14 protein-coding genes and 2 pseudogenes are annotated in these 18610 nt (G+C 57.4%); 6 read left to right on the top strand and 10 right to left on the bottom strand.

The window, feature by feature from the left end:
* Positions 1-65 precede the first annotated feature (65 nt).
* From efeU to efeB, 3 genes are read left to right on the top strand one after another with little or no spacing between them, the layout of a single operon-like run.
* Complete coding sequence (gene efeU, locus GW579_RS03995; protein WP_165057696.1) at positions 66-1691, top strand: iron uptake transporter permease EfeU; 1626 nt, start codon at positions 66-68, stop codon at positions 1689-1691.
* A gap of 14 nt (positions 1692-1705) precedes the next feature.
* Positions 1706-2932, top strand: coding sequence for an iron uptake system protein EfeO (gene efeO, locus GW579_RS03990; protein ID WP_165057695.1), 1227 nt, complete (start codon positions 1706-1708; stop codon positions 2930-2932).
* A 3-nt stretch (positions 2933-2935) separates the two neighbouring features.
* Entirely contained in the window at positions 2936-4210 is a 1275-nt protein-coding gene (gene efeB, locus GW579_RS03985) for an iron uptake transporter deferrochelatase/peroxidase subunit (protein ID WP_165057693.1), read from the top strand.
* A gap of 18 nt (positions 4211-4228) precedes the next feature.
* On the opposite strand, the pseudogene GW579_RS23795 reads toward efeB, so the two are convergent.
* Together GW579_RS23795 and GW579_RS03980 are read right to left on the bottom strand one after the other, a co-directional pair.
* A pseudogene (locus GW579_RS23795) lies at positions 4229-4336 on the bottom strand (GntR family transcriptional regulator); the annotation flags it as partial.
* A gap of 2 nt (positions 4337-4338) precedes the next feature.
* A complete protein-coding gene (locus tag GW579_RS03980; protein WP_152327157.1) occupies positions 4339-5265 on the bottom strand; it encodes a LysR family transcriptional regulator in 927 nt (308 codons plus the stop codon).
* A 182-nt stretch (positions 5266-5447) separates the two neighbouring features.
* Here GW579_RS03980 and GW579_RS03975 point away from each other — a divergent pair, with 182 nt between their 5' ends.
* Positions 5448-6197: a glucose 1-dehydrogenase gene (locus tag GW579_RS03975; protein ID WP_152327158.1), complete on the top strand. Its 750-nt coding sequence runs from the start codon at positions 5448-5450 to the stop codon at positions 6195-6197.
* Positions 6198-6369: 172 nt separating this feature from the next.
* Positions 6370-7998 carry a dipeptide ABC transporter ATP-binding protein gene (locus GW579_RS03970; protein WP_165057692.1) on the top strand — a complete coding sequence of 543 codons (1629 nt, stop codon included), beginning with the start codon at positions 6370-6372 and terminating at the stop codon, positions 7996-7998.
* On the opposite strand, the gene GW579_RS03965 is transcribed toward GW579_RS03970, so the two are convergent.
* From GW579_RS03965 to GW579_RS03935, 7 genes and pseudogenes are all read right to left on the bottom strand, one after another.
* A complete protein-coding gene (locus GW579_RS03965) occupies positions 7995-8861 on the bottom strand; it encodes a sulfurtransferase (protein ID WP_165057690.1) in 867 nt (288 codons plus the stop codon). The two genes, GW579_RS03970 and GW579_RS03965, sit on opposite strands and share 4 nt — an antisense overlap.
* A gap of 4 nt (positions 8862-8865) precedes the next feature.
* On the bottom strand, positions 8866-9849 hold the full coding sequence (locus GW579_RS03960; RefSeq protein ID WP_165057688.1) for an ornithine cyclodeaminase: 984 nt from the start codon (positions 9847-9849) through the stop codon (positions 8866-8868).
* A 2-nt stretch (positions 9850-9851) separates the two neighbouring features.
* Positions 9852-10850, bottom strand: a complete 999-nt coding sequence (locus GW579_RS03955; RefSeq protein ID WP_165057686.1) for a 1-aminocyclopropane-1-carboxylate deaminase/D-cysteine desulfhydrase — start codon at positions 10848-10850, stop codon at positions 9852-9854.
* Positions 10851-10912: 62 nt separating this feature from the next.
* On the bottom strand, positions 10913-12295 hold the full coding sequence (locus tag GW579_RS03950; protein ID WP_165057684.1) for a M20/M25/M40 family metallo-hydrolase: 1383 nt from the start codon (positions 12293-12295) through the stop codon (positions 10913-10915).
* On the bottom strand, positions 12292-13206 hold the full coding sequence (locus tag GW579_RS03945; RefSeq protein ID WP_101076528.1) for an ABC transporter permease: 915 nt from the start codon (positions 13204-13206) through the stop codon (positions 12292-12294). Before GW579_RS03945 ends, GW579_RS03950 begins: the two co-directional genes overlap by 4 nt.
* Before the next feature lies 1 nt (position 13207).
* Positions 13208-14053: an ABC transporter permease gene (locus tag GW579_RS03940; protein WP_165057682.1), complete on the bottom strand. Its 846-nt coding sequence runs from the start codon at positions 14051-14053 to the stop codon at positions 13208-13210.
* Positions 14050-15543: pseudogene (locus GW579_RS03935) on the bottom strand (ABC transporter substrate-binding protein). Before GW579_RS03935 ends, GW579_RS03940 begins: the two are co-directional and overlap by 4 nt.
* Before the next feature lie 184 nt (positions 15544-15727).
* Here GW579_RS03935 and GW579_RS03930 point away from each other — a divergent pair.
* Positions 15728-16426, top strand: coding sequence for a GntR family transcriptional regulator (locus GW579_RS03930; protein WP_165057680.1), 699 nt, complete (start codon positions 15728-15730; stop codon positions 16424-16426).
* A 51-nt stretch (positions 16427-16477) separates the two neighbouring features.
* Here GW579_RS03930 and GW579_RS03925 read toward each other — a convergent pair whose 3' ends face one another.
* Positions 16478-17989 (bottom strand): anion permease, encoded by a 1512-nt coding sequence (locus tag GW579_RS03925; RefSeq protein WP_152327167.1) that lies wholly within the window; start codon positions 17987-17989, stop codon positions 16478-16480.
* Positions 17990-18610 lie beyond the last annotated feature (621 nt).

Raw genomic sequence — 18610 nt, 5'->3', positions numbered from 1 at the left:
CGGTCAACTGATATCAATTATCATTAATAATTGATAATGCTTCTTGTTGCCGCGGAGTCAGCCCTTTGTTAGCCACTTTTATTATCGGACTTCGTGAAGGTTTAGAAGCCGCGCTTATCGTCGGGATCATTGCGGCGTTTCTCCGTAAGAATGGCAAAAGTCTGACCGCGATGTGGGTCGGCGTGGTGCTTGCCGTGGTGCTTTCTGTCGCGGTCGGTGTGGCGCTGGAATTGACCGAACGCGCGCTGCCGCAGGCGGGGCAGGAAGGGATGGAATCGGTGATTGGCGGCGTCGCCGTCTTCTTCGTCACCGGCATGATTTTGTGGATGAACACACATGCCCACAACATGAAGAAAGAGCTGGAAAGCGAGGCCGCGCAGGCGATCAGCCAGTCGGGCGCCTGGGCGCTGGCGAGCATGGCATTTCTGGCCGTGCTTAAAGAGGGTTTTGAAACCAGCGTCTTCCTGCTGGCTACTTTCTCGGTGGCGCAGTCGGCGGCCTGGGCTGCCGCCGGGGCGGTTATCGGCCTGCTGGTGGCGGTATTTATCGGCTGCGGGATTTATTACGGCGGCATCCGCATCAACCTTTCCCGCTTCTTCCGCTTCACCGGCCTGTTCCTGATTTTTGTCGCCGGTGGCCTGATTATTACCTCACTGATGACCGCGCACGAAGCGGGCTGGCTCAACATCGGGCAGCAGCGCGTTGCCGATCTCTCCTGGCTGGTGCCGCCTGGCACGGTTCGTTCGGCGCTGATCACCGGCGTTCTGGGCATTCCTGCCGATCCGAACCTGATTGAAACTTTTGGCTGGGTGCTCTACATCGCGATTGTCACGGTGATGATTTACTGGCCCGCAAACCGTCGTCCTTCTCCAAAAGTTGCTGCCCGCACTTTGCTGGCGTCCGCCGCAGTACTGGCGCTGGCGGCCATTTCTCTGTTGCTGTTTTATCCCACTTTTACGCTTCAGGTGCCGGATACCGCACCGCTGGTCACCAATGACGCGCAAAACGCTGCGGGGCAGTTACAACTTCTGCCGGTGGCCGGAAACGGTTATCAGCTGAGTGTGAAAACGGCCAGCGGCGGTACCACCCTGATTAACCTGCCTGCGGATGCGGCAACGGCGGGCAGCCAGGCCGGAATGCCAGCGGATGAATGGACGGTTAAAAGTACATATTCGCCGCCGGGCGCACCGGCGATTCTGGATCTCGATGCGGTGGTGGCGTTGTACGGCAACCGTATCCCCATCGGGCTGGATCCGGCGCAGCATCCGGGGCCGTATCAGGCGGCGTGGACGCTTCACTGTAACGTTCAGGTTTCCGTGGCGCAGGGCGTTTTGCTGGGGGCCAGCGCGCAGGCCGACGAAGTGATCACGCTTTCGGGCAGCGGCCTGCAATCTCCGCGCACCGTCACGGCGCGCCATCCTACGGCGGCGGCGTCCGGCTGCAACTGGCAGGTGAGCGGCGCGTATCAGCAGAGCGTTTCTGACGCGCTGCAACAGATGCAAACTTATCAGGATACTTACCGTTTTTGGGCTGTCATGTTGCCTGTTCTTCTGTTGGCGCTGGCCCTTATTTTTGTCATCTCTGCATTACGGGTTCTCTTGAAACTCCGCAATGAACGGCTTTCTGTTTCGGGTAAAGACGGCCTGTCATTCGGTTCCCCATTACACACTGGCTTGCCAAAAAATAAATAAAGGATAGGAAACTTATGCGCATTAAGACGTTTAAGAAAAAAGAATCTCTGATGACGGCCGCGGGTCTGACGGCATTGCTGATGTTTTCCGTGGAAGCGCCTGCCAATGCGGCATCAGCGGCTCCGGTGAAAAACGGCGTTTCTGAAGTGAATATCACCATGACCAGCGCTGCAGACGGCACCTGCGTAGTGGATCACGATTCTGCGAAAGCCGGCCCGGTGACGTTTAACGTGGTGAACAAAACCGCGACGGCGATCACCGAATTAGAACTGCTGAGCAACAACCGTATTCTGGGCGAAAAAGAGAACCTCGCGCCGGGGCTGCCAGCGGTGAAATTCACCCTGACGCTCGATGGGGGCAAATACCAAATCTATTGCCCGGGCGCGAAACGTGAACTGATCGACTTCACCGTGACCGGCAAAAGCGCCGCGCAGCCGCAGGGCAGCACCGCCACCATTCTGGCGCAGGGCACCAAAGATTACGCGACCTATGTGAATGGCGTGGTGGACGCGATGGTCGTGGCCGTTAACCGCCTGAAAGCGGATATCGATGCCGGCGATCTGGCGACGGCCAAAGCTGATTACGCCAAAGCGCGTCCGTTCTACGAACGTATCGAATCTGACGTGAACGGTTTTATTCTGCCGGGCTTCAAGGCGACCGATAACGCCGGGAATCTGGATTACCTGATCGACATGCGTGCCTCCAATCTGGATCCGAAAGCGGGCTGGCACGGCTTCCACGCCATCGAACGTGACCTGTTCGGTCAGGGCAAAATCACCGCCGAAACCAAACAAACGTCCACCGAATTGCAGCAGAACGTGGTGCGTCTGGACGCGCTGACCAAAGCGCTGACCTACAAACCGGAAGATCTGGCTAACGGCGCAGCCGACCTGCTGGAAGAAGTGCAAAACACCAAAATCAACGGGGAAGAAGAGGCATTCAGCCACTTCGATCTGGTGGATTTCGCCGGTAACGTCGAAGGCGCGCAGCAGGCATTTGCTTACCTGCAACCGGGTCTGGAAAAAATTGATCCGGAGCTGACTAAACAGGTTGCCGCGCAGTTCGCTGCCGTTCACGACATGCTGGAAGCCTATCGTGATCCTAAAGTCCCGGGCGGATACAAATACTACACGGCTGAACTGAAAGCGTCTGATGCCGCCAAACTGAGCCGCACCATTCAGGCGTTGCAGGAACCTCTGTCCAAAATCGCTGAGAAAGTGGCGGCGAATAAAGGAGCCTGATGAATGAGCGACAAACTCCATCCGGCCAGGGAGGCCGGTAAGTTTTCTCGTCGTGAATTGCTGAAAGGAGCAGTGGCTGGCGCCAGTGCTCTGGCTATTCCAACGGTCAGCTATGCGCACGGGCAGGCCACGGCCGCCCGCGACCCGGAAGATAAAATTGACCTTTCCCGTCAGTATTCTTTTTACGGTCACGAAGGACAGGTGGGGATCAGCACGCCGCCGCAGCGTCATATCATGTATATGACGTTTGATCTGACAACGTCCACGCGTCAGGACTTGCAGGTTCTGCTGGCGCGCTGGTCGTCGGCAATTGCGCAGCTGATGAAAGGTGGCACCATCGGTCAGGTTGAACCTGCCCGTGACAGCGGCGTCGGGATGGATACCGGTGAGGCAATGGATCTCGGCCCGGCGTCACTGACGGTGACCGTCGGTCTGGGGCCGCGCGTCTTCACGGATACTTTCGGGCTGACGCAGCACAAACCGGTGCTGATGCGTAACCTGATGCAGTTGCCGAGTGACGATATGCAGCCGGAACTGACCGGCGGTGATTTGTCATTGCAGGCCTGTGCGGACGATCCGCAGGTGGCGTATCACGCCATCCGCGATCTGGCGCGTATTGCCAAAAGCACCGGCGCAGCCCAAACCCGCTGGACGGTCATGGGCTTTGGTCGTGCGTCTGCGGGAAAAGGGCAGTCCACGCCGCGCAATCTGTTCGGCTTCAAGGACGGCACGCGCAACATCACCGAGAAAGCTGATTTCGACAAATATGTCTGGATCAAAGACGGTGGCCCCGCGTGGCAGCAGAACGGCAGTTATCAGGTCGTGCGTAAAATCAAAATTCACATTGAAAGCTGGGACACCGATCGCGTCAGTGATCAGAACAATGTGTTCGGACGCCACAAAGTTTCCGGTGCGCCGTTAACCGGCACAAAGGAATTTGATACGCCTGATTTTAAGAAGAAGGATGCAGACGGAAACCTGATCATTCCGGCGACCGCGCACATCAGTCTGGCGTCGCATGAAAATAATCAGGGCATCAAAATCTTACGCCGCTCTTACAACTACACGGACGGTCTGAATAACATGGCGCAGCTGGACGCCGGCCTGTTGTTTATCAGTTATCAGAAAGATCCCGCGCAGTTTGAAGCGCTGCAAACCCGTCTGGGTTCTTCCGATGCGCTGAACGAATACATTTCCCACATCGGTTCGGGGATCTTCTTTGTGCCGCCTGCGCCGAAAGAAGGGTCGTATATCGGCGCGGAAATGTTCGAATCCTGAAAATTTGCCTCAACGGTTTTACGCTGAACCTCTTTCAGTCAGCGTAAAACCGATATCCACCACGCTTTGCGCCACCGGCAATCCTTCAATTTTATCTGCCAGCAACGTGGCGGCCTGCTGTCCGATTTTCAGCTCTGTATTGCTGGCAGCTGACCGCTGACTTTGGGCGGAAAGGTTTCCACCAGCCAGTCGATAAACACGCGCAGGCGATGCGGAACGTGGCGGTTTTGCGGATAGACCACATGGAACGGATAGGGCGCAGGCCGCCACTCTGTCAGGATTTCCACCAGCGTTCCGCGGTGCAGCGCCTCGCAAATGGAATAGCTGAACGTCTGGATAATCCCCAGACCGGCAAGTCCGGCCGCCAGATGGGCGTTGCTTTCATTCACGCCGATACGGTGATCGACCTTAATTTCCGTTTTCCCGCCATCGCGTTCAAAACGAAACGGAAAAGCCCGGCCATTCTGCGGTGAAAGATAACTCACCAGCCGGTGGCCGTTTTTCAATTCATCGGGATAAGCCGGTGTGCCGAAGGCTTTCAGATAAGCCGGTGTCGCACAGGTGATAAGCGTCGCATGGCCGATATTGCGGGCAATCAGCGAAGAGTTGTCCAGCGGCCCGCCGCGTATCACGCAGTCCACATTATCACTGATGAGATCAACCGGACGGTCAGAAACGCCCAGATCCAGACGGATTTCGGGATAACGCGTCATAAAATCAGCCAGTCCCGGGATCAGCACATCGCGCGCCGTTGAACCGCCGACGTCAATGCGCAACAGCCCGCGTGGCTTGCTGCGCACGGCGTTAAAGGCCGTATCGACATCGTCGAGATCGCGCAGAATGCGCGCCGTTTTCTCATAATATTCGCTGCCTTCCGGCGTCACCGTCACGCGCCGTGTGGTGCGCTGTAACAACCGCACACCAAGATGCGCCTCGAGTTCCTGCACCATTTTGCTCAGCGTCGCATTGGGCATATCCAGAGAATCCGCCGCGCGGGTGAAATTGCCCGCCTCAACCACCCGGGCAAACGCCCGTATTGCCGTTAACTGATCCACACGCTTTTCCCGCCGGTTATCCGATGTTTTGATTATACACACACAGAAATAGTCATTTTCATTTTTCGCTATTTCTCAATAAACCGTCGGGCGCTAAATTACAGCCATGCCTGAGGCGGCCGACAATGGTCACCTACCTCAGGCCACTTTACTTAACCTGATCTGACTTTGAGGAATGAAAAATGACAACTCCACTGAACGGTAAAATTGCACTGGTCACCGGCGGGACAAGCGGCATTGGTTTGGGTACAGCGAAAGAGCTGGCAGAACAGGGCGCGCAGGTCTTTATCACCGGCCGCCGTCAGGCAGAACTGGACGCCGCCGTCGCTGAAATCGGCGCTGCGGCAACGGGTATCCGCGCCGACGCTTCCGTTCTGGCCGACCTTGATGCGGTTTATGCACAAATCGCCAAAACCGCAGGACGTCTGGACATTCTGTTCGCCAACGCCGGTGGCGGCGATATGCAACCGCTGGGCGGCATCACCGAAGAACACTTCGACCGGATTTTCGGCACCAACGTTCGCGGCGTATTATTCACGGTTCAGAAAGCTTTACCGCTGCTGACCGATGGCGCATCGGTCATCCTGACCGGTTCCACTACGTCGGTGCTGGGCACGGCGAGTTTCAGTGTGTACAGCGCCAGTAAGGCCGCCGTGCGTAACTTTGCCCGCTCATGGGCACTGGATCTGAAAGACCGCGGCATCCGCGTCAACGTCGTCAGCCCGGGTCCGGTCCGCACGCCGGGCTTAGGCGACCTGGTTCCTGAAGAACACCGTCAGGGCCTGTTCGATGCGCTGGCCGCACAAGTCCCGTTAGGCCGTCTGGGTGAACCGAAAGAAATCGGTAAAACCGTTGCATTCCTGGCCTCTGATGCCGCCAGCTTTATCAACGGTGTCGAACTCTTCGTCGACGGCGGGATGGCGCAGGTCTGAGCATTAAAACGGGAGCGAAAATGAACCGGCGGAATAGGGCCGGTCTTTTTGTGTCCACCAACCAAACGGGCATAACCCCGTACAAATCTGTCTAACCCAGGCCCTGCATTCGGGTTGTCACCTTAAGATATACGATATATTCTCTAAGTTCATTTCTTCGCCGGATTTGCACATGACAACTGCCAGACCGCTTCTTGATGTCCGCTCTCTTGCCCTTCATACCGCCGCCGGTTTGCCGCTGGTAAAGCCGGTTTCATTGCAGGTAAACCGCCGTGAAATTGTGGCGCTGGTCGGTGAGTCCGGTTCGGGGAAAACCCTGAGTTCGCTGGCACTGATGGGGCTGTTGCCGCCCGGCGTGAGTATGAACGGCGGTGAAATCTGGCTCGATGATCAGAAGATTGCCAGCCCGAACACCCCCTTTGACGCGCCGGTGCGCGGGAAACGGCTGGCGATGATTTTTCAGGAACCGATGACCAGCATGAATCCGGTGCTGAAAGTCGGGGAGCAGATTGCCGAGGTTCTGGTTCGCCATCAGCAGCTGAGCTGGAAACAGGCACATCGCGAAGCGGTAGCATTGCTCGATCGCGTCGGGATTGTGAACCCGGAACAACGGGCAAAGCAGTATATTCACCAGCTTTCCGGTGGGATGCGCCAGCGGGTGATGATCGCCAGCGCCATCAGCTGTAAACCGGCGTTGCTGATTGCGGATGAGCCGACGACGGCGCTGGACGTCACCATTCAGGCACAAATTTTGACGCTGTTGCAGGAACTGCAACAGGAAATGGACATGGGCATTTTGCTGATTACGCATGACCTGAGCGTGGTGGCGCGTTACGCCGACCGCGCTTACGTAATGCATCAGGGAAATCTGGTCGAGCAGGGGCCGGTGGCGCAGTTGCTGACGGATCCGCAGGAGCCGTATACCCGCAAACTGATTGGCGCGTCGCAGCCGGAGCCGCGTGAAAAGACCGGTGAAATCAGCGCGGATTCGCCGCTGGTGCGGCTGCGCGGGCTGACCAAAAGTTATCCGCAGGCGCAGCGTTTGCCCTTTGTTCCGGCTAAACGTCAGACGGTGCTTTTCCCGACCACGCTGGATATCCGCCGGGGTGAAATTCTCGGGCTGATCGGTGAATCCGGTTCCGGCAAAACTACGCTCGGGCGCGCCATCATTGGCCTGACGGACACCGACAGCGGCGATATCGAATTTGACGGCGTATCGCTGACACTGGCCAGCCACGGGACGCGGCAGAAAATGCGCCGCCGTGCGCAGATTATCTTTCAGGACCCTTACGCCAGCCTGAATCCAAAAATTACTATCGGCGAGCAGATTGCCGAACCGCTGCGCGTGTATAAACTGCGGCCTGCGGCACTGATACAGGCGCGGGTAGAAGAATTACTGAAACTCGTCGGGCTGGAAGCGCATCACGCCAGCCGCCTGCCCGGCGCATTTTCAGGCGGTCAGCGTCAGCGTGTGGCAATCGCCCGTGCGCTGGCGCTGGAGCCTGAATTACTGGTGGCGGATGAAGCGGTTTCGGCGCTGGATCTTTCGGTACGCGGGCAGATTCTGGCGCTGCTGGATCGCTTACGCCAGCAGCTCGGGCTGACTGTGCTGTTTATCAGTCACGATCTGGCGGCGGTGAAACAGGTGTGCGATCGCGTGGTGGTGCTGTATCACGGGAAAATCGTGGAAAGCGGCGATACGGCGCGGGTTCTGCGTGCGCCGCAACATCCTTATACGCAAACCTTACTGGCCGCCGCGCCCGATATCACGCGGGCGCTGCAACTGCGTCGGGCGGGTTAACAGCCCGTCAGCATCGGCAGTTCCTGGTGTTCCGCCCATTCATGCCATGACCCCACGTACACCGCCAGCTGGCGATAACCGGCCAGCTGAAGCGCGGTGTACACCGTAGCCGCCCGCGCGCCGCGATGACAATAAATGATCACCCGCCGGTCAGGCGATAAGCCCGCGGCTTCTGCCCGCTGACGGATTTCCTCTGCGCTGAGAAATGCGCCGTTTTGCACCACATCTTCCCAGAAAAGCAGTTTCGCGCCGGGGATCCGGCCTGCGCGATGGCAGCATTCATGCGCAAATTCACCGCTGAATTCCGTCGGGCGACGCGCATCCAGAATTTGTGCGCCACTGGCCTGCGCGTTCAGCACTTCATCGCGCGTGGCAGTCAGGTCCTTATGATAAACCGGGGAGTTTAAAGCGTCCGGGCTGTCCGGGCTGACCACCGCGCTGCGTCCGGTGCCGGGCTGTAATTTGCCGCCTGCCTGTACCCAGGCGTCCAGTCCGCCGTCCAGTATCAGCGCATTGTCGATGCCGCCGAACTGCGCAAACCATGCGCCGCGCGGGGAACGCATACCCACCTGTTGTTCGAAGAATACTGGCGTGACGTTGTCACTTATCGTCAGTTGTTGCCATGCCCGGTGAAAGGCATCCGCCATGCCCCGGATGCCTGCAACGGTGCTGTCGGGAATAAAATAATCGTACACGTTGAGATGAAGTGCGCCGGGCAACGTTTCGGCCTGCCACTGTGAGAATTCACGGACGTCAATCAGGGCAAATTCCTGCCCAAGCTGTTGGCGCGACAACAGCTCTGCGGCACCGATCAGCCGCCGGTGATTGAGAACATTTTGTGCGGGTAAAGGATAAACAGCCAAATTCTTACTCCGGGAAAAGCGATAAAAGCGTGCCCGTTCCGCGTTCGGCGGCGAGTTTTAGTACGCGCGATGCGAGGGCGATGTCAAAAACGTTGAGGCCGAACGGGGAGAAATACACGCTGTCATCAGCCGCCGGTCGCCAGCCGTCGAGCAGCAGATTGCCTAAATCGGCGTCCACGTGTTCGGGCAGGAATTTTCCGGCGCGGTACATCTGAAACAGACTTTTGGCGCTGGTTTCACAGAAATCTCCCCATAAATCAACCAGCACGCGCGTCGAGCGGTTAATCGCTGCGAAGGATACTTCGTGATAGCCAACCTGAATCACCAGACGACCGGCGCGGATCGCTTCCGGCCCGAGCAGCGGTTCGGCGGCGCTGGTGCAGGTGATCACGGCGTCAGCGTCCTGCGCCAGCGCATTGTGAAGATCGGGAACCCGAATCAGCGGCCAGGGGAATTGCGTGTTATCCACCGGCAACGCAGACGCACTGCGATCCCACCAGCTGACCTGGTGAAGCTTGGGGAAAAGCTGGCGAAGCATGTCGAGATGCGCCATCGCCTGAACGCCTGCACCGAGCAGTAACACGCGCTGAACAGGACGCGGCGCGGCATGGCGCAGCGCAAGGGCCGACACCGCTGCGGTACGCGTGGCGGTCAGCGCGCCGCTCTCCACCAGCCCGAGCGGCTGGCCGTTATCGGCGCGGTTAATCAGCGTCAGCGCCATCGCCTGCGGGAACGGGTCCTGAGCATCCGGGCGATGTGCGGTCCATTTTACCCCGGCGGCGTTAAACCGCCCGCCAACGCTGGCGGGCAAGGCATAGGCTTTGCCGCGCGGCGTGCCTAAACTGACGTGGGTTTCCGCGGGCATCTGCGCCGTATTCTGGCGCATCAGCGTGACAACGTCACAGATATCTTCCAGCGCAGCCTGCGGATCGGTGCCGCCCAGCGCCACCACGTCCGCGCGGTTCAGTGTGCGAAAACCGGATGTCATATTCAGTGCTCCAGCAACGTTTGTGCAAACGGATAAAGCGCCGGTGAGCCGCCGCAGTGCACGAAAATCACCCGCGAACCGGCGCTGATTTTGCCTTGCTCCGTCAGGCTGATTAAGCCGTGCATCGCTTTGCCGGTGTAAACCGGATCCAGCAACACACCTTCGGCCTGTGCAACACGGTAAATGGCATCGATACCGCCGTCAGAAGGCACACCGTAGGCGGTGCCGACAAAACCGTCTTCAATCCAGATATCTTCCGGCGTCCAGCTTTGCGGCCACTCGAGCAGGTCAGCGCAATCCTGCGCCATGGCTGAAATGCGGGTCTGAAACCAGTCGGCTTTGGCGCTGACGCTGATACCGACAATTTTGGTGTGCGGCCAGTAACGGCGCGCACCGACGTACAATCCGGCCAGCGTCCCGCCGGAGCCGGTTGGGGCGACGATGACGTCCGGCGCAGGTTCGCCGCGCTCTTTCAGCTGAGCGTTCATTTCTTCGATGGCGCGGACATAACCCAGTGCGCCAAGTGGTGTGGCACCGCCCAGCGGGATAATCAGAGCTTTTTCACCCCGCGCCTGTGCGGCGTCAGCATGGGCGTTCATCGCCCCTTCAATCTGAGTGAAATAGCCGTCCGGATCGAGAAACTCCAGCTCTGCGCCAAAGAGTTTGTCGAGCAGCAGGTTGCCCTGATACGTCCCGGGCTGATTGCCACGCAGCACCAGCACCGGTTTCATGCCGAACTTACGCGCGGCGGCGGCGACCATACGCGCGTGATTTGACTGATGTCCGCCGGTGGTGATCACCACATCCACGTTCTTGCGGCAGGCATCGGCCATCAGATATTCCAGCTTACGGACCTTATTGCCACCGCCGCCGAAACCGGTGTAATCATCGCGTTTGATGTCCAGCGTGACGCCAAGTGAGTCACCTAATGTGGTCAGGCGTTCAAGTGGCGTGGGGAAGAACCCCAGTGAAACTCTTTCAAAATCATCGGACTGTTTCATGGTAAATATCCTGCTGGTTTATTTTTAAAACTTTCCCGGGAGTTGACGCAAAACACCGGCGGCTAAACCGCCGGTGTAGAAAAAGGGGGTTCCACGCTGAACAGAGTGATCCATTCAGTGACCGACTGCTGAAAACGTTCCAGCCCGTGCAGGGTGACGAACTCGTTCACGCCGTGCGCGTTGCCGCCGTGGCCAAGCCCCCCAATCAGAAAGGCCGGTGCCACGCGCGCGAAGGTGTAAGCCGGTGCGCAGCCGGGTGCCCATGGCCAGATCTGCGGCTTCGCGTCCTGTAATTCGTAGCTGGTGAGCAGGGCATCCACGCCGGGGCTGTGATGAGCAAAACGGTGGCCGGGATAACTGTCGTCGAGTTCCAGTTCCACACCGTCGAATTCCGGGCGGGCGAGCGTCTGGCGGATCACGGCCAGCAGGTTCTCACCGTCAATGCCCGGCGGAACGCGCAACGCAATTTCGGCGCTGGCGCTGCGGGGAATGACACCGCGTGACTCCAGCGGATCGCTGCGGATTTCCGAAATATTCATCACCGCGCCGTTGATCAGCTGTTGCAGGCAGGCCAGCGTATCGCCGCTGACGGATAAGGTTTCACTGCGGCGGAACCGTAATTCATCGGTGATGCTGAACTGCGCGGCAAGTGCGCAAAGCAGCCGGTTGGCTTCTTCATCAATCACCTGCCGGGCAATCACGCCGCTGTTATGCGCGGGCGCGATGGCGTTCAGCGCGGCAACCAGCCGCCAGACGGGGTTGGCGATCCAGTTAGCGTTACTGGCGTGAATCGCCGCGGAGGGGCCGCCCCATTTGCCGCCGCTGACTTTTAACCGTCCGCCGCTCAGCCCGCTGAATCCGAGATAAACGCGCGGCTCGCCGCCACCGTATTCGCACAGCGACGGGAAAAAGACCGCGCTGGCGGTTGAAACCGGGCAAGGATCCTGCGCCAGATAGCGGCGCAGCTGGCCGCTGCCCGTTTCTTCTTCGCCTTCCAGAATAATTTCAATATTGGCGCTGAGTTTTCCGCTGTCGCACAGTGATTTCAGTGCCATCAGCATGCCCGCCAGCGGGCCTTTATTGTTCTCGGCACCGCGCGCAATAAACACTTCGCCAACGCCCGGCCATTCAGATACGCCGCCGCTGAACGGCGGAAATTCCCAGCCCGCGTCATCTGCGGGCATCACGTCATACATGTTGTAAAGTACCAGCGTTTTTTCCGCCTGCCGGTCAATGCACATATGCACCAGCGGCGGGGCGTTTTGCGCGGTTTGTTCACTTATCGCCAGCACCGGCACGCCGCCCAGTTCAGTACGGATCCAGTCTTCCAGCCATTGCGCCAGCGCGCGTTGCTGATCAATCTGGCCTGCAACGCTGGCAAACGGCGTGATGGCAGACAGCAAATCCAGCGTCGGGTAAATCGCGGGCGTAATGGAAATACTCACAGGCGGATCCTCGGGTTCAGTACCACATAGAGCAGGTCGATAATCAGGTTGATGCCGACAAACACCAGCGCGGCCAGCAGCACAATGGCCTGTACCAGCGGGAAATCACGGTTCTGAATGGCCTGTACGGCGAGGCGGCCAATGCCCGGCCAGGCAAAAATGATTTCCGTCACCAGCGCGCCGCCGAGCAGCGAGGCGAAATACATGCCCTGAACGGTAATGACCGGGATCAGCGCATTGCGCAATCCGTGGCGCACTACAATTCGCCAGGCACTCAGCCCTTTGGCGCGCGCGGTACGGATATAATCCTGCTGCATCACGTCAATCAGGCTGGCGCGGATCAGGCGGGCAATTGCGCTCATGTAATACGCGCCGAGGCTCAGCGCGGGCATGATGAGCTGACTGGCACTGCCATAGCCGCCGGACGGTAGCCAGCGCAGGTTCAGGCTGAATACGATAATCAGCAGCAGGCCAAGCCAGAAAACCGGAATTGCCTGACCGCTGAACGCCAGCAGGCGCGACAGCAAATCCCACGCAGTGTTCTGATACAGCGCGCTGACGATACCGAGCAGCAAACCGGCAACCGTGCTCCAGAGCAAAGCGCTGACGGCGAGCAGCAGCGTGGCGGGAACGCGCTGACCAATTAACTCCGTGACCGGCTGGCTGTAGCGCAGGGATTCGCCAAGGTCGCCGTGTAAAACGCCGGTCAGGTAATGCCAGTATTGCCAGATCAGCGAGCGGTCAAAGCCCATACTATGGCGGAAATTTTCGATTTCCTGCTGGCTCGAACCGGGCGGCATCATGACCGCCGCCGGATCGCCGGTGAGATGCAGGCTGTAGAAAATCAGCAGGGAAACGCCGAACATCACCAGCACGGATTGCCCGAGGCGTTGCAGGATATAACGCAGCATTTCAGTCGAGCCTCGTGTGGGTTTTGCGCAGCAGGCTGTCGCCGAGCAGGTTGCAGCCGATCACCAGCGCGGCAATCACCAGCCCCGGATACAGCACCAGCCACTGTGCGAGCAACATGTAAGAACGGCCTTCGCCGATCAGGTTCCCCAGCGTCGGCGTTGGTGGCTGAATGCCCATGCCGAGAAAACCAATCGAGGCTTCAAGCACGATGAGCCGCGGGATATCCAGCGTCAGCAGCACAATCAGCGGCGTCATGAGATTGGGTAAAACGTGGCGCAGCAAAATGCGCGGCGTCGAAAAACCCATGGCTTTGACGGATTCGATATATTCCAGCTCGCGAATTTCCAGCGTTTTGGCGCGCGCCACGCGGGCGTAAATCGCCCAGCTGGTGACACCCATGATCAGGATGATGTTGGTGAGCGACGCGCCGAACAGTGCCATCACCAGTAAGATCAGCAGGATAAACGGCACCGCCAGCTGAATGTCCATCAGGCGCATGATCAGCGCGTCTACCCAGCCGCCCACGTATCCGGCAATCATGCCAAGCACCGAACCGATCACCGCCGCAATCACCGCCGCCAGCAATACCACCATCAGCGAAAGGCGGGTACCCGCCAGAATACGTGACAATAAATCGCGCCCCAGCTGATCGGTGCCGAGCAAATGCTGGCTGCCGGGCGCAGAAAATGCCGCGGCCAGATCGTTCTTCAACGGATCCGGCAAGGGTAACCACGGCGCAAGAAGCGCCGGGATGATGACCAGCAACAGCAAAAGGCCGCCGAGAATACCGTCGCCATAAAAGCGACGACGGGGTTTTCTCTGCAAAACCGAACGCAGTGAAATCATTTAAGCCTCAGGTCGAACAGCGGAATGCGGGAATCGGCGCGGCCTTTGAAGGTCACGTTATCCGCGCTGGCGTACAGGGAATCCTCCTTGTAAAGCGGGATCAGCGGTTGCTGCACGGCTACAACCTGCTGGATTTGCTGCAAAATCTTCTCGCGTTTTGCCGGATCTACCGTGGTGCGGCTGCTGTTAAGCAGGGCATCCAGTTCCGGAGAATTCACCGTCGAATAGGGTTCGCCGGAATGCAGAATCGGATACAGCGCGGCATCGGCGTCCAGCGTCTGCGTGGAACCCCACGCCAGCATGTACAGCGGAGCCTGTTTCTGTGCCGCCACCTGCTGGGTATAAACCGACCATTCAGGGACTTCCAGTTCGGCTTTCACGCCGATCGCCGCCAGATCTTGCACGACTGCCTGTGCCACATCGGCGCTGGCGATATAACGGCGCGGTGCCTGGAACTTCAGGGTGAAGCCCTGCGGATAACCGGCTTCGGCCAGCAGGGATTTCGCCTTCGCCACGTCCTGTGCCGGTGCCGGGATCGCGTCATAGCCAAAATCTTTCGGCCCGGCCATCGTGCCGGTTGGCGTCCCGAAACCGTGCAGTAAATCGCGGGTATACGCCGTGCGGTTCAGCGCCAGAGAAAGCGCCTGACGTACGCGCACGTCGTTCAGCGGTTTCTGGTCGTTCTTCAGCCCGAGGTAAATCGTCAGGCCGCCGTTTTTGACCTGCTCAAGATGCACGCCCGGTTTGTTTTTCAGCGCCGGAACCAGATCGGCCGGAACGCCATCTACCAGCTGAACTTCACCGGTCAGCAGGGCGGTGATACGTGCGGTAGCTTCAGGAATCGGCCGCTAGGTGACGGTATCGATTGCGGGCTTACCACGCCAGTAATCAGGATTGGCCTGCATCACGACTTTTTCGTCGGGGATAAACGTCTGCAAGATATACGCACCGGACCCGACCGGTTTACGCGCAAATTCAGCCGCGCCCACTTTGGTGACATACGCCGGTGGCACAATGTATGTCGGGTAGCGACTCATACGCGTGGGCAACAGCGGATCCGGGCCGCTGGTGTGAATTTTCACCTGATAATCACCGGTGACTTCCACTGACCTGATTGTGCGGATATAAGAGATGGTCGGCGCATGGTTTGCGGGATCAAGAATACGGTCGATAGAGAATTTGACGGCCTGCGCATTGACCGGCTCGCCGTCGCTGAATTTCACGCCCTGACGCAACGTGAATTCCCAGGTGGTGTCGTCGAGTGATTTCCAGCGGGTTGCCAGCCCCGGCTGCAACTGCATATTGGCATCGCGCAGCACCAGCGTATCAAAGAGGTTGTCCACCAGCGTGGCGGATTCTTTCAGGAAACCCGGATCCATTGCCGTGGCAGAGGTCGTTTGCGCGATCACCAGTTCAGAAGCAAACGCGGCGGGTGTTGCGAGGCCAATGAGCAAAGCCAGTGACGCCAGTTTGAAGGCAGGTATTCTCATTACGGTCATTCCCAAAGTGAAGCCGCCAGAAAGGTTGACGGAATTAAATGAAGTCGGTGCGTTAGAAAAACGTTCAATCAATGTTCAATTCCTTAATACATGATATATCCTATATAATGTATTTTTGGCAAGCCAGAGTTTAAACTGAAAAAGTAAATCGATAATTTTGCTAAAGGAAAGTCACATGTTTGAGATGGAAAAAGCGCAGCGTGTCAGCCTGACGATGCAGGTTGAAGCGAAGCTGAAAGGAGCGCTGATTGTCGGTGTACTCAAGCCGGGCGCGCGACTGGTCACGAAAGAGATTGCAGAAAAACTGGGAACCAGCGTCACGCCGGTACGCGAAGCATTATTGCGCCTGGTCTCCGCCGGTGCGCTGGATGCCACGCCCGCGCAGGCGTTTCTGGTGCCAAAAATTCCCCAGTTGCGCTATCAGGAAATCACGCTGATCCGCAAAAATCTGGAAGGGCTTGCGGTGTCGCAGGCCTGTGAGCGGGTCACCGCAGATCACATCGCGCTGCTGAAAAACCTGAACGCAAAATTCCTGGCCGCCAAAAGAGAAAACAAGGTGGAAGAGGCGCTCGAGGCTAACCGCGAGTTCCGCTTTACGCTGTATGAGCTGGCCGGAATGCCGACGCTGATGGCGCTGATCGAGCAACTCTGGGTGCAGATCGGCCCGTGCTTTAATTACCTCTATCCGCAGTCTTCGCCGGTGACGCAGGGCAAGCACAATTATGAGCAACTGCTGCTGGCGCTGGAAACCGGCGACAGCAAACGCTGCGTGAAGCTGATCCACAAAGCGATAGATGACGGTGCGGCTATTCTGGTGGAACACTATTTTTCACAGGAAAACCCCAACGCTATTCAGGACTCATCCCGCCCATAAAAAAAGGTGCACAAAAGTGCACCTCTTTTGCTTATAACGCCGTGGCGTTGATCAGAACATCAGAACCATCCACGGATAGGCAATCAGCATCATGCCGCCGAGGAAGATGGCGCCGAAAATAGTCCCCAGACGCCAGTAATCTTTGGTCGGCAGATAACCGCTGCCGTAGTAAATCGGGCTCGGGCCGGTGCCGTACGGCGTGATAATCCCCATCACACCCAGCGACGTCACCATCATCAGGCAGTAAACCGGCATGTTGATGCCCGGAATGGCAGCGGCGATAGTCAGCATCGCCGGTAACAGCGCGGTGGTGTGCGCCGTGGTACTGGCGAACAGGTAGTGCAGCAGGAAGAACGCAATCAGCAGCATCACAGCGGCGACCTGCGGGTCGAAACCGTTGAGCAACTGACCGCCTTCTTTACCCAGCCAGGCGATGAAACCGACGCGCGCAAGCCCATCGGCCAGCGCCACCAGCGTGGCAAACCAAGCAAAAGTATTCCAGGCCGGTTTGTTGCTGGTAATGTCGTTCCAGTTCAGTACGCCGGTCCACAGCATCAGAACCACCACCAGTAACGCGGCCAGCGCCGGTTCAATCCAGGCGGCGGCAAAAATCCACATCAGCAGGGCGGAACACACGAAGATCAGCAGCAGGATTTCGTTACGCGACAGCTTGCCCAGTTTCTCCAGCTCAGCCTTCGCCCATTTCGGGACTTCATCGTTAATTTTGACTTCCGGCGGATAGAACCAGTACGCCAGCAGCGGCATGGTGAGGATCAGAATCACGCCCAGCGGCAGGAAGGCGAGGAACCACATCCCCCACGAAATGTTGAAACCGATGATACTTTTCACCAGCGCCAGCGCCAGCAGGTTCGGGGCCAGTGCGGAGAGGAACATCGAACTGGTAATACAGGCCGCAGTGATCGCAACCCACATCAGATAGGAACCGATTTTACGTGCGCTCGGGTCGTTCGGTTTGGAACCATACAGCGGCGGCAGGTTGGCGATGATCGGGTAAATGGTCCCGCCGCTGCGCGCGGTGTTAGAAGGCGTGAAGGGCGCGAGCAGCAGGTCGGCGAAGGTGATGGCGTAACCGAGCGTCAGGCTGCGACGACCCAGATATTTCACCAGAATGAGTGCCAGACGGCGGCCAAACTGCGTTTTGTCATAACCGGCGGCAAACATGAAGGCACCGAAAATCAGCCAGACTGTGGAGTTACCAAAGCCGCTGACCGCCCATTTAAAGGCTTCGGTCGGCATTTTAAACTTCGGATCTGCCAGTTCTGCCGGACTGAATAACAGCCACTGGCCAAACAGCGCGATGACCACCACGCCGGTCAGGCCGATCACCGCACCGGGCAAAGGCTCGAAAATCAGACCGACAATCACCCCGACGAAGACGGCGAAGAAATGCCAGGCATAAGGTTGTAATCCGGCGGGAACCGGCGTCAGCAGCAACAGCACTGCCACCAGAACTGGCAGGAATAGCATGATCAGACGTTTTTTTTGCCCCGCAGAGGCCGGAGCAGCCTTGTTGGGGTCATTCAAAGTCGTTGTGGGTTTCATAGTTTGGTCTGCCCGTGATTGAAAGGAAGCGTTACGCCCTGGTTGTCCATGCGTGATTTCGTATTCGAAAAAGTCATTTTGCTATTTCACTTCGACATCTTAAATCCATGAATTTTTCTTTATCGGAAGCTTGTCACGTATTACAAAAAGATGATGTTTTGAGTAAGAGATGATTAAAAACTAAATATTATCTGTAACCTGCATGACCCCGCGAAGTCATTATTATTTAAATAAAATACCACCGCAAGTTGTGTGGTTATTTTTTGGCAAAAAGTCCTGCTAATGAGAATGTAGAGTAAAATTTCACAAACGCCAGTTTTCGGGTTCAACCTGCTGATTTATCAGGTGAGATTTTTTATGTTAATCAAAAGTTGATTTTTGTCAATCGCTCGATAACAATTGGAGATGGTATTTGATTTAATGTCGGGTAAATAAACAACTCCAGTTCCCTCGAACGTTATAACGACCCACATCGCCCTTTTCTTTATTCGCATAAACAGAAAAGTAAACAAAAAATCAGACCGATTTTTTAAATTCATCACCTGCATCGGATTGCTTAATTTAACGGTAAGTAATGCGGCCACGGAAAATTCAAGACTTTTAAATTGCGGAGTTGATCAA

This window comes from Rahnella contaminans, assembly GCF_011065485.1.
GTDB lineage: Bacteria > Pseudomonadota > Gammaproteobacteria > Enterobacterales > Enterobacteriaceae > Rahnella > Rahnella contaminans.
The sequence above is the reverse complement of the archived record's forward strand: the minus strand, read 5'-3'. Positions and strand labels throughout refer to the sequence as shown.

Excerpts from the sequence above, each read along its gene's own strand:
- GW579_RS03970 (WP_165057692.1), top strand. The coding sequence starts at position 6,370 with ATGACAACTGCCAGACCGCTTCTTGATGTCCGCTCTCTTGCCCTTCAT.
- GW579_RS03975 (WP_152327158.1), top strand. The coding sequence starts at position 5,448 with ATGACAACTCCACTGAACGGTAAAATTGCACTGGTCACCGGCGGGACA.
- GW579_RS03960 (WP_165057688.1), bottom strand. The coding sequence starts at position 9,849 with ATGACATCCGGTTTTCGCACACTGAACCGCGCGGACGTGGTGGCGCTG.
- GW579_RS03945 (WP_101076528.1), bottom strand. The coding sequence starts at position 13,206 with ATGCTGCGTTATATCCTGCAACGCCTCGGGCAATCCGTGCTGGTGATG.
- GW579_RS03930 (WP_165057680.1), top strand. The coding sequence starts at position 15,728 with ATGTTTGAGATGGAAAAAGCGCAGCGTGTCAGCCTGACGATGCAGGTT.
- GW579_RS03925 (WP_152327167.1), bottom strand. The coding sequence starts at position 17,989 with ATGAAACCCACAACGACTTTGAATGACCCCAACAAGGCTGCTCCGGCC.
- efeB (WP_165057693.1), top strand. The coding sequence starts at position 2,936 with ATGAGCGACAAACTCCATCCGGCCAGGGAGGCCGGTAAGTTTTCTCGT.
- GW579_RS03955 (WP_165057686.1), bottom strand. The coding sequence starts at position 10,850 with ATGAAACAGTCCGATGATTTTGAAAGAGTTTCACTGGGGTTCTTCCCC.
- efeO (WP_165057695.1), top strand. The coding sequence starts at position 1,706 with ATGCGCATTAAGACGTTTAAGAAAAAAGAATCTCTGATGACGGCCGCG.
- GW579_RS03940 (WP_165057682.1), bottom strand. The coding sequence starts at position 14,053 with ATGATTTCACTGCGTTCGGTTTTGCAGAGAAAACCCCGTCGTCGCTTT.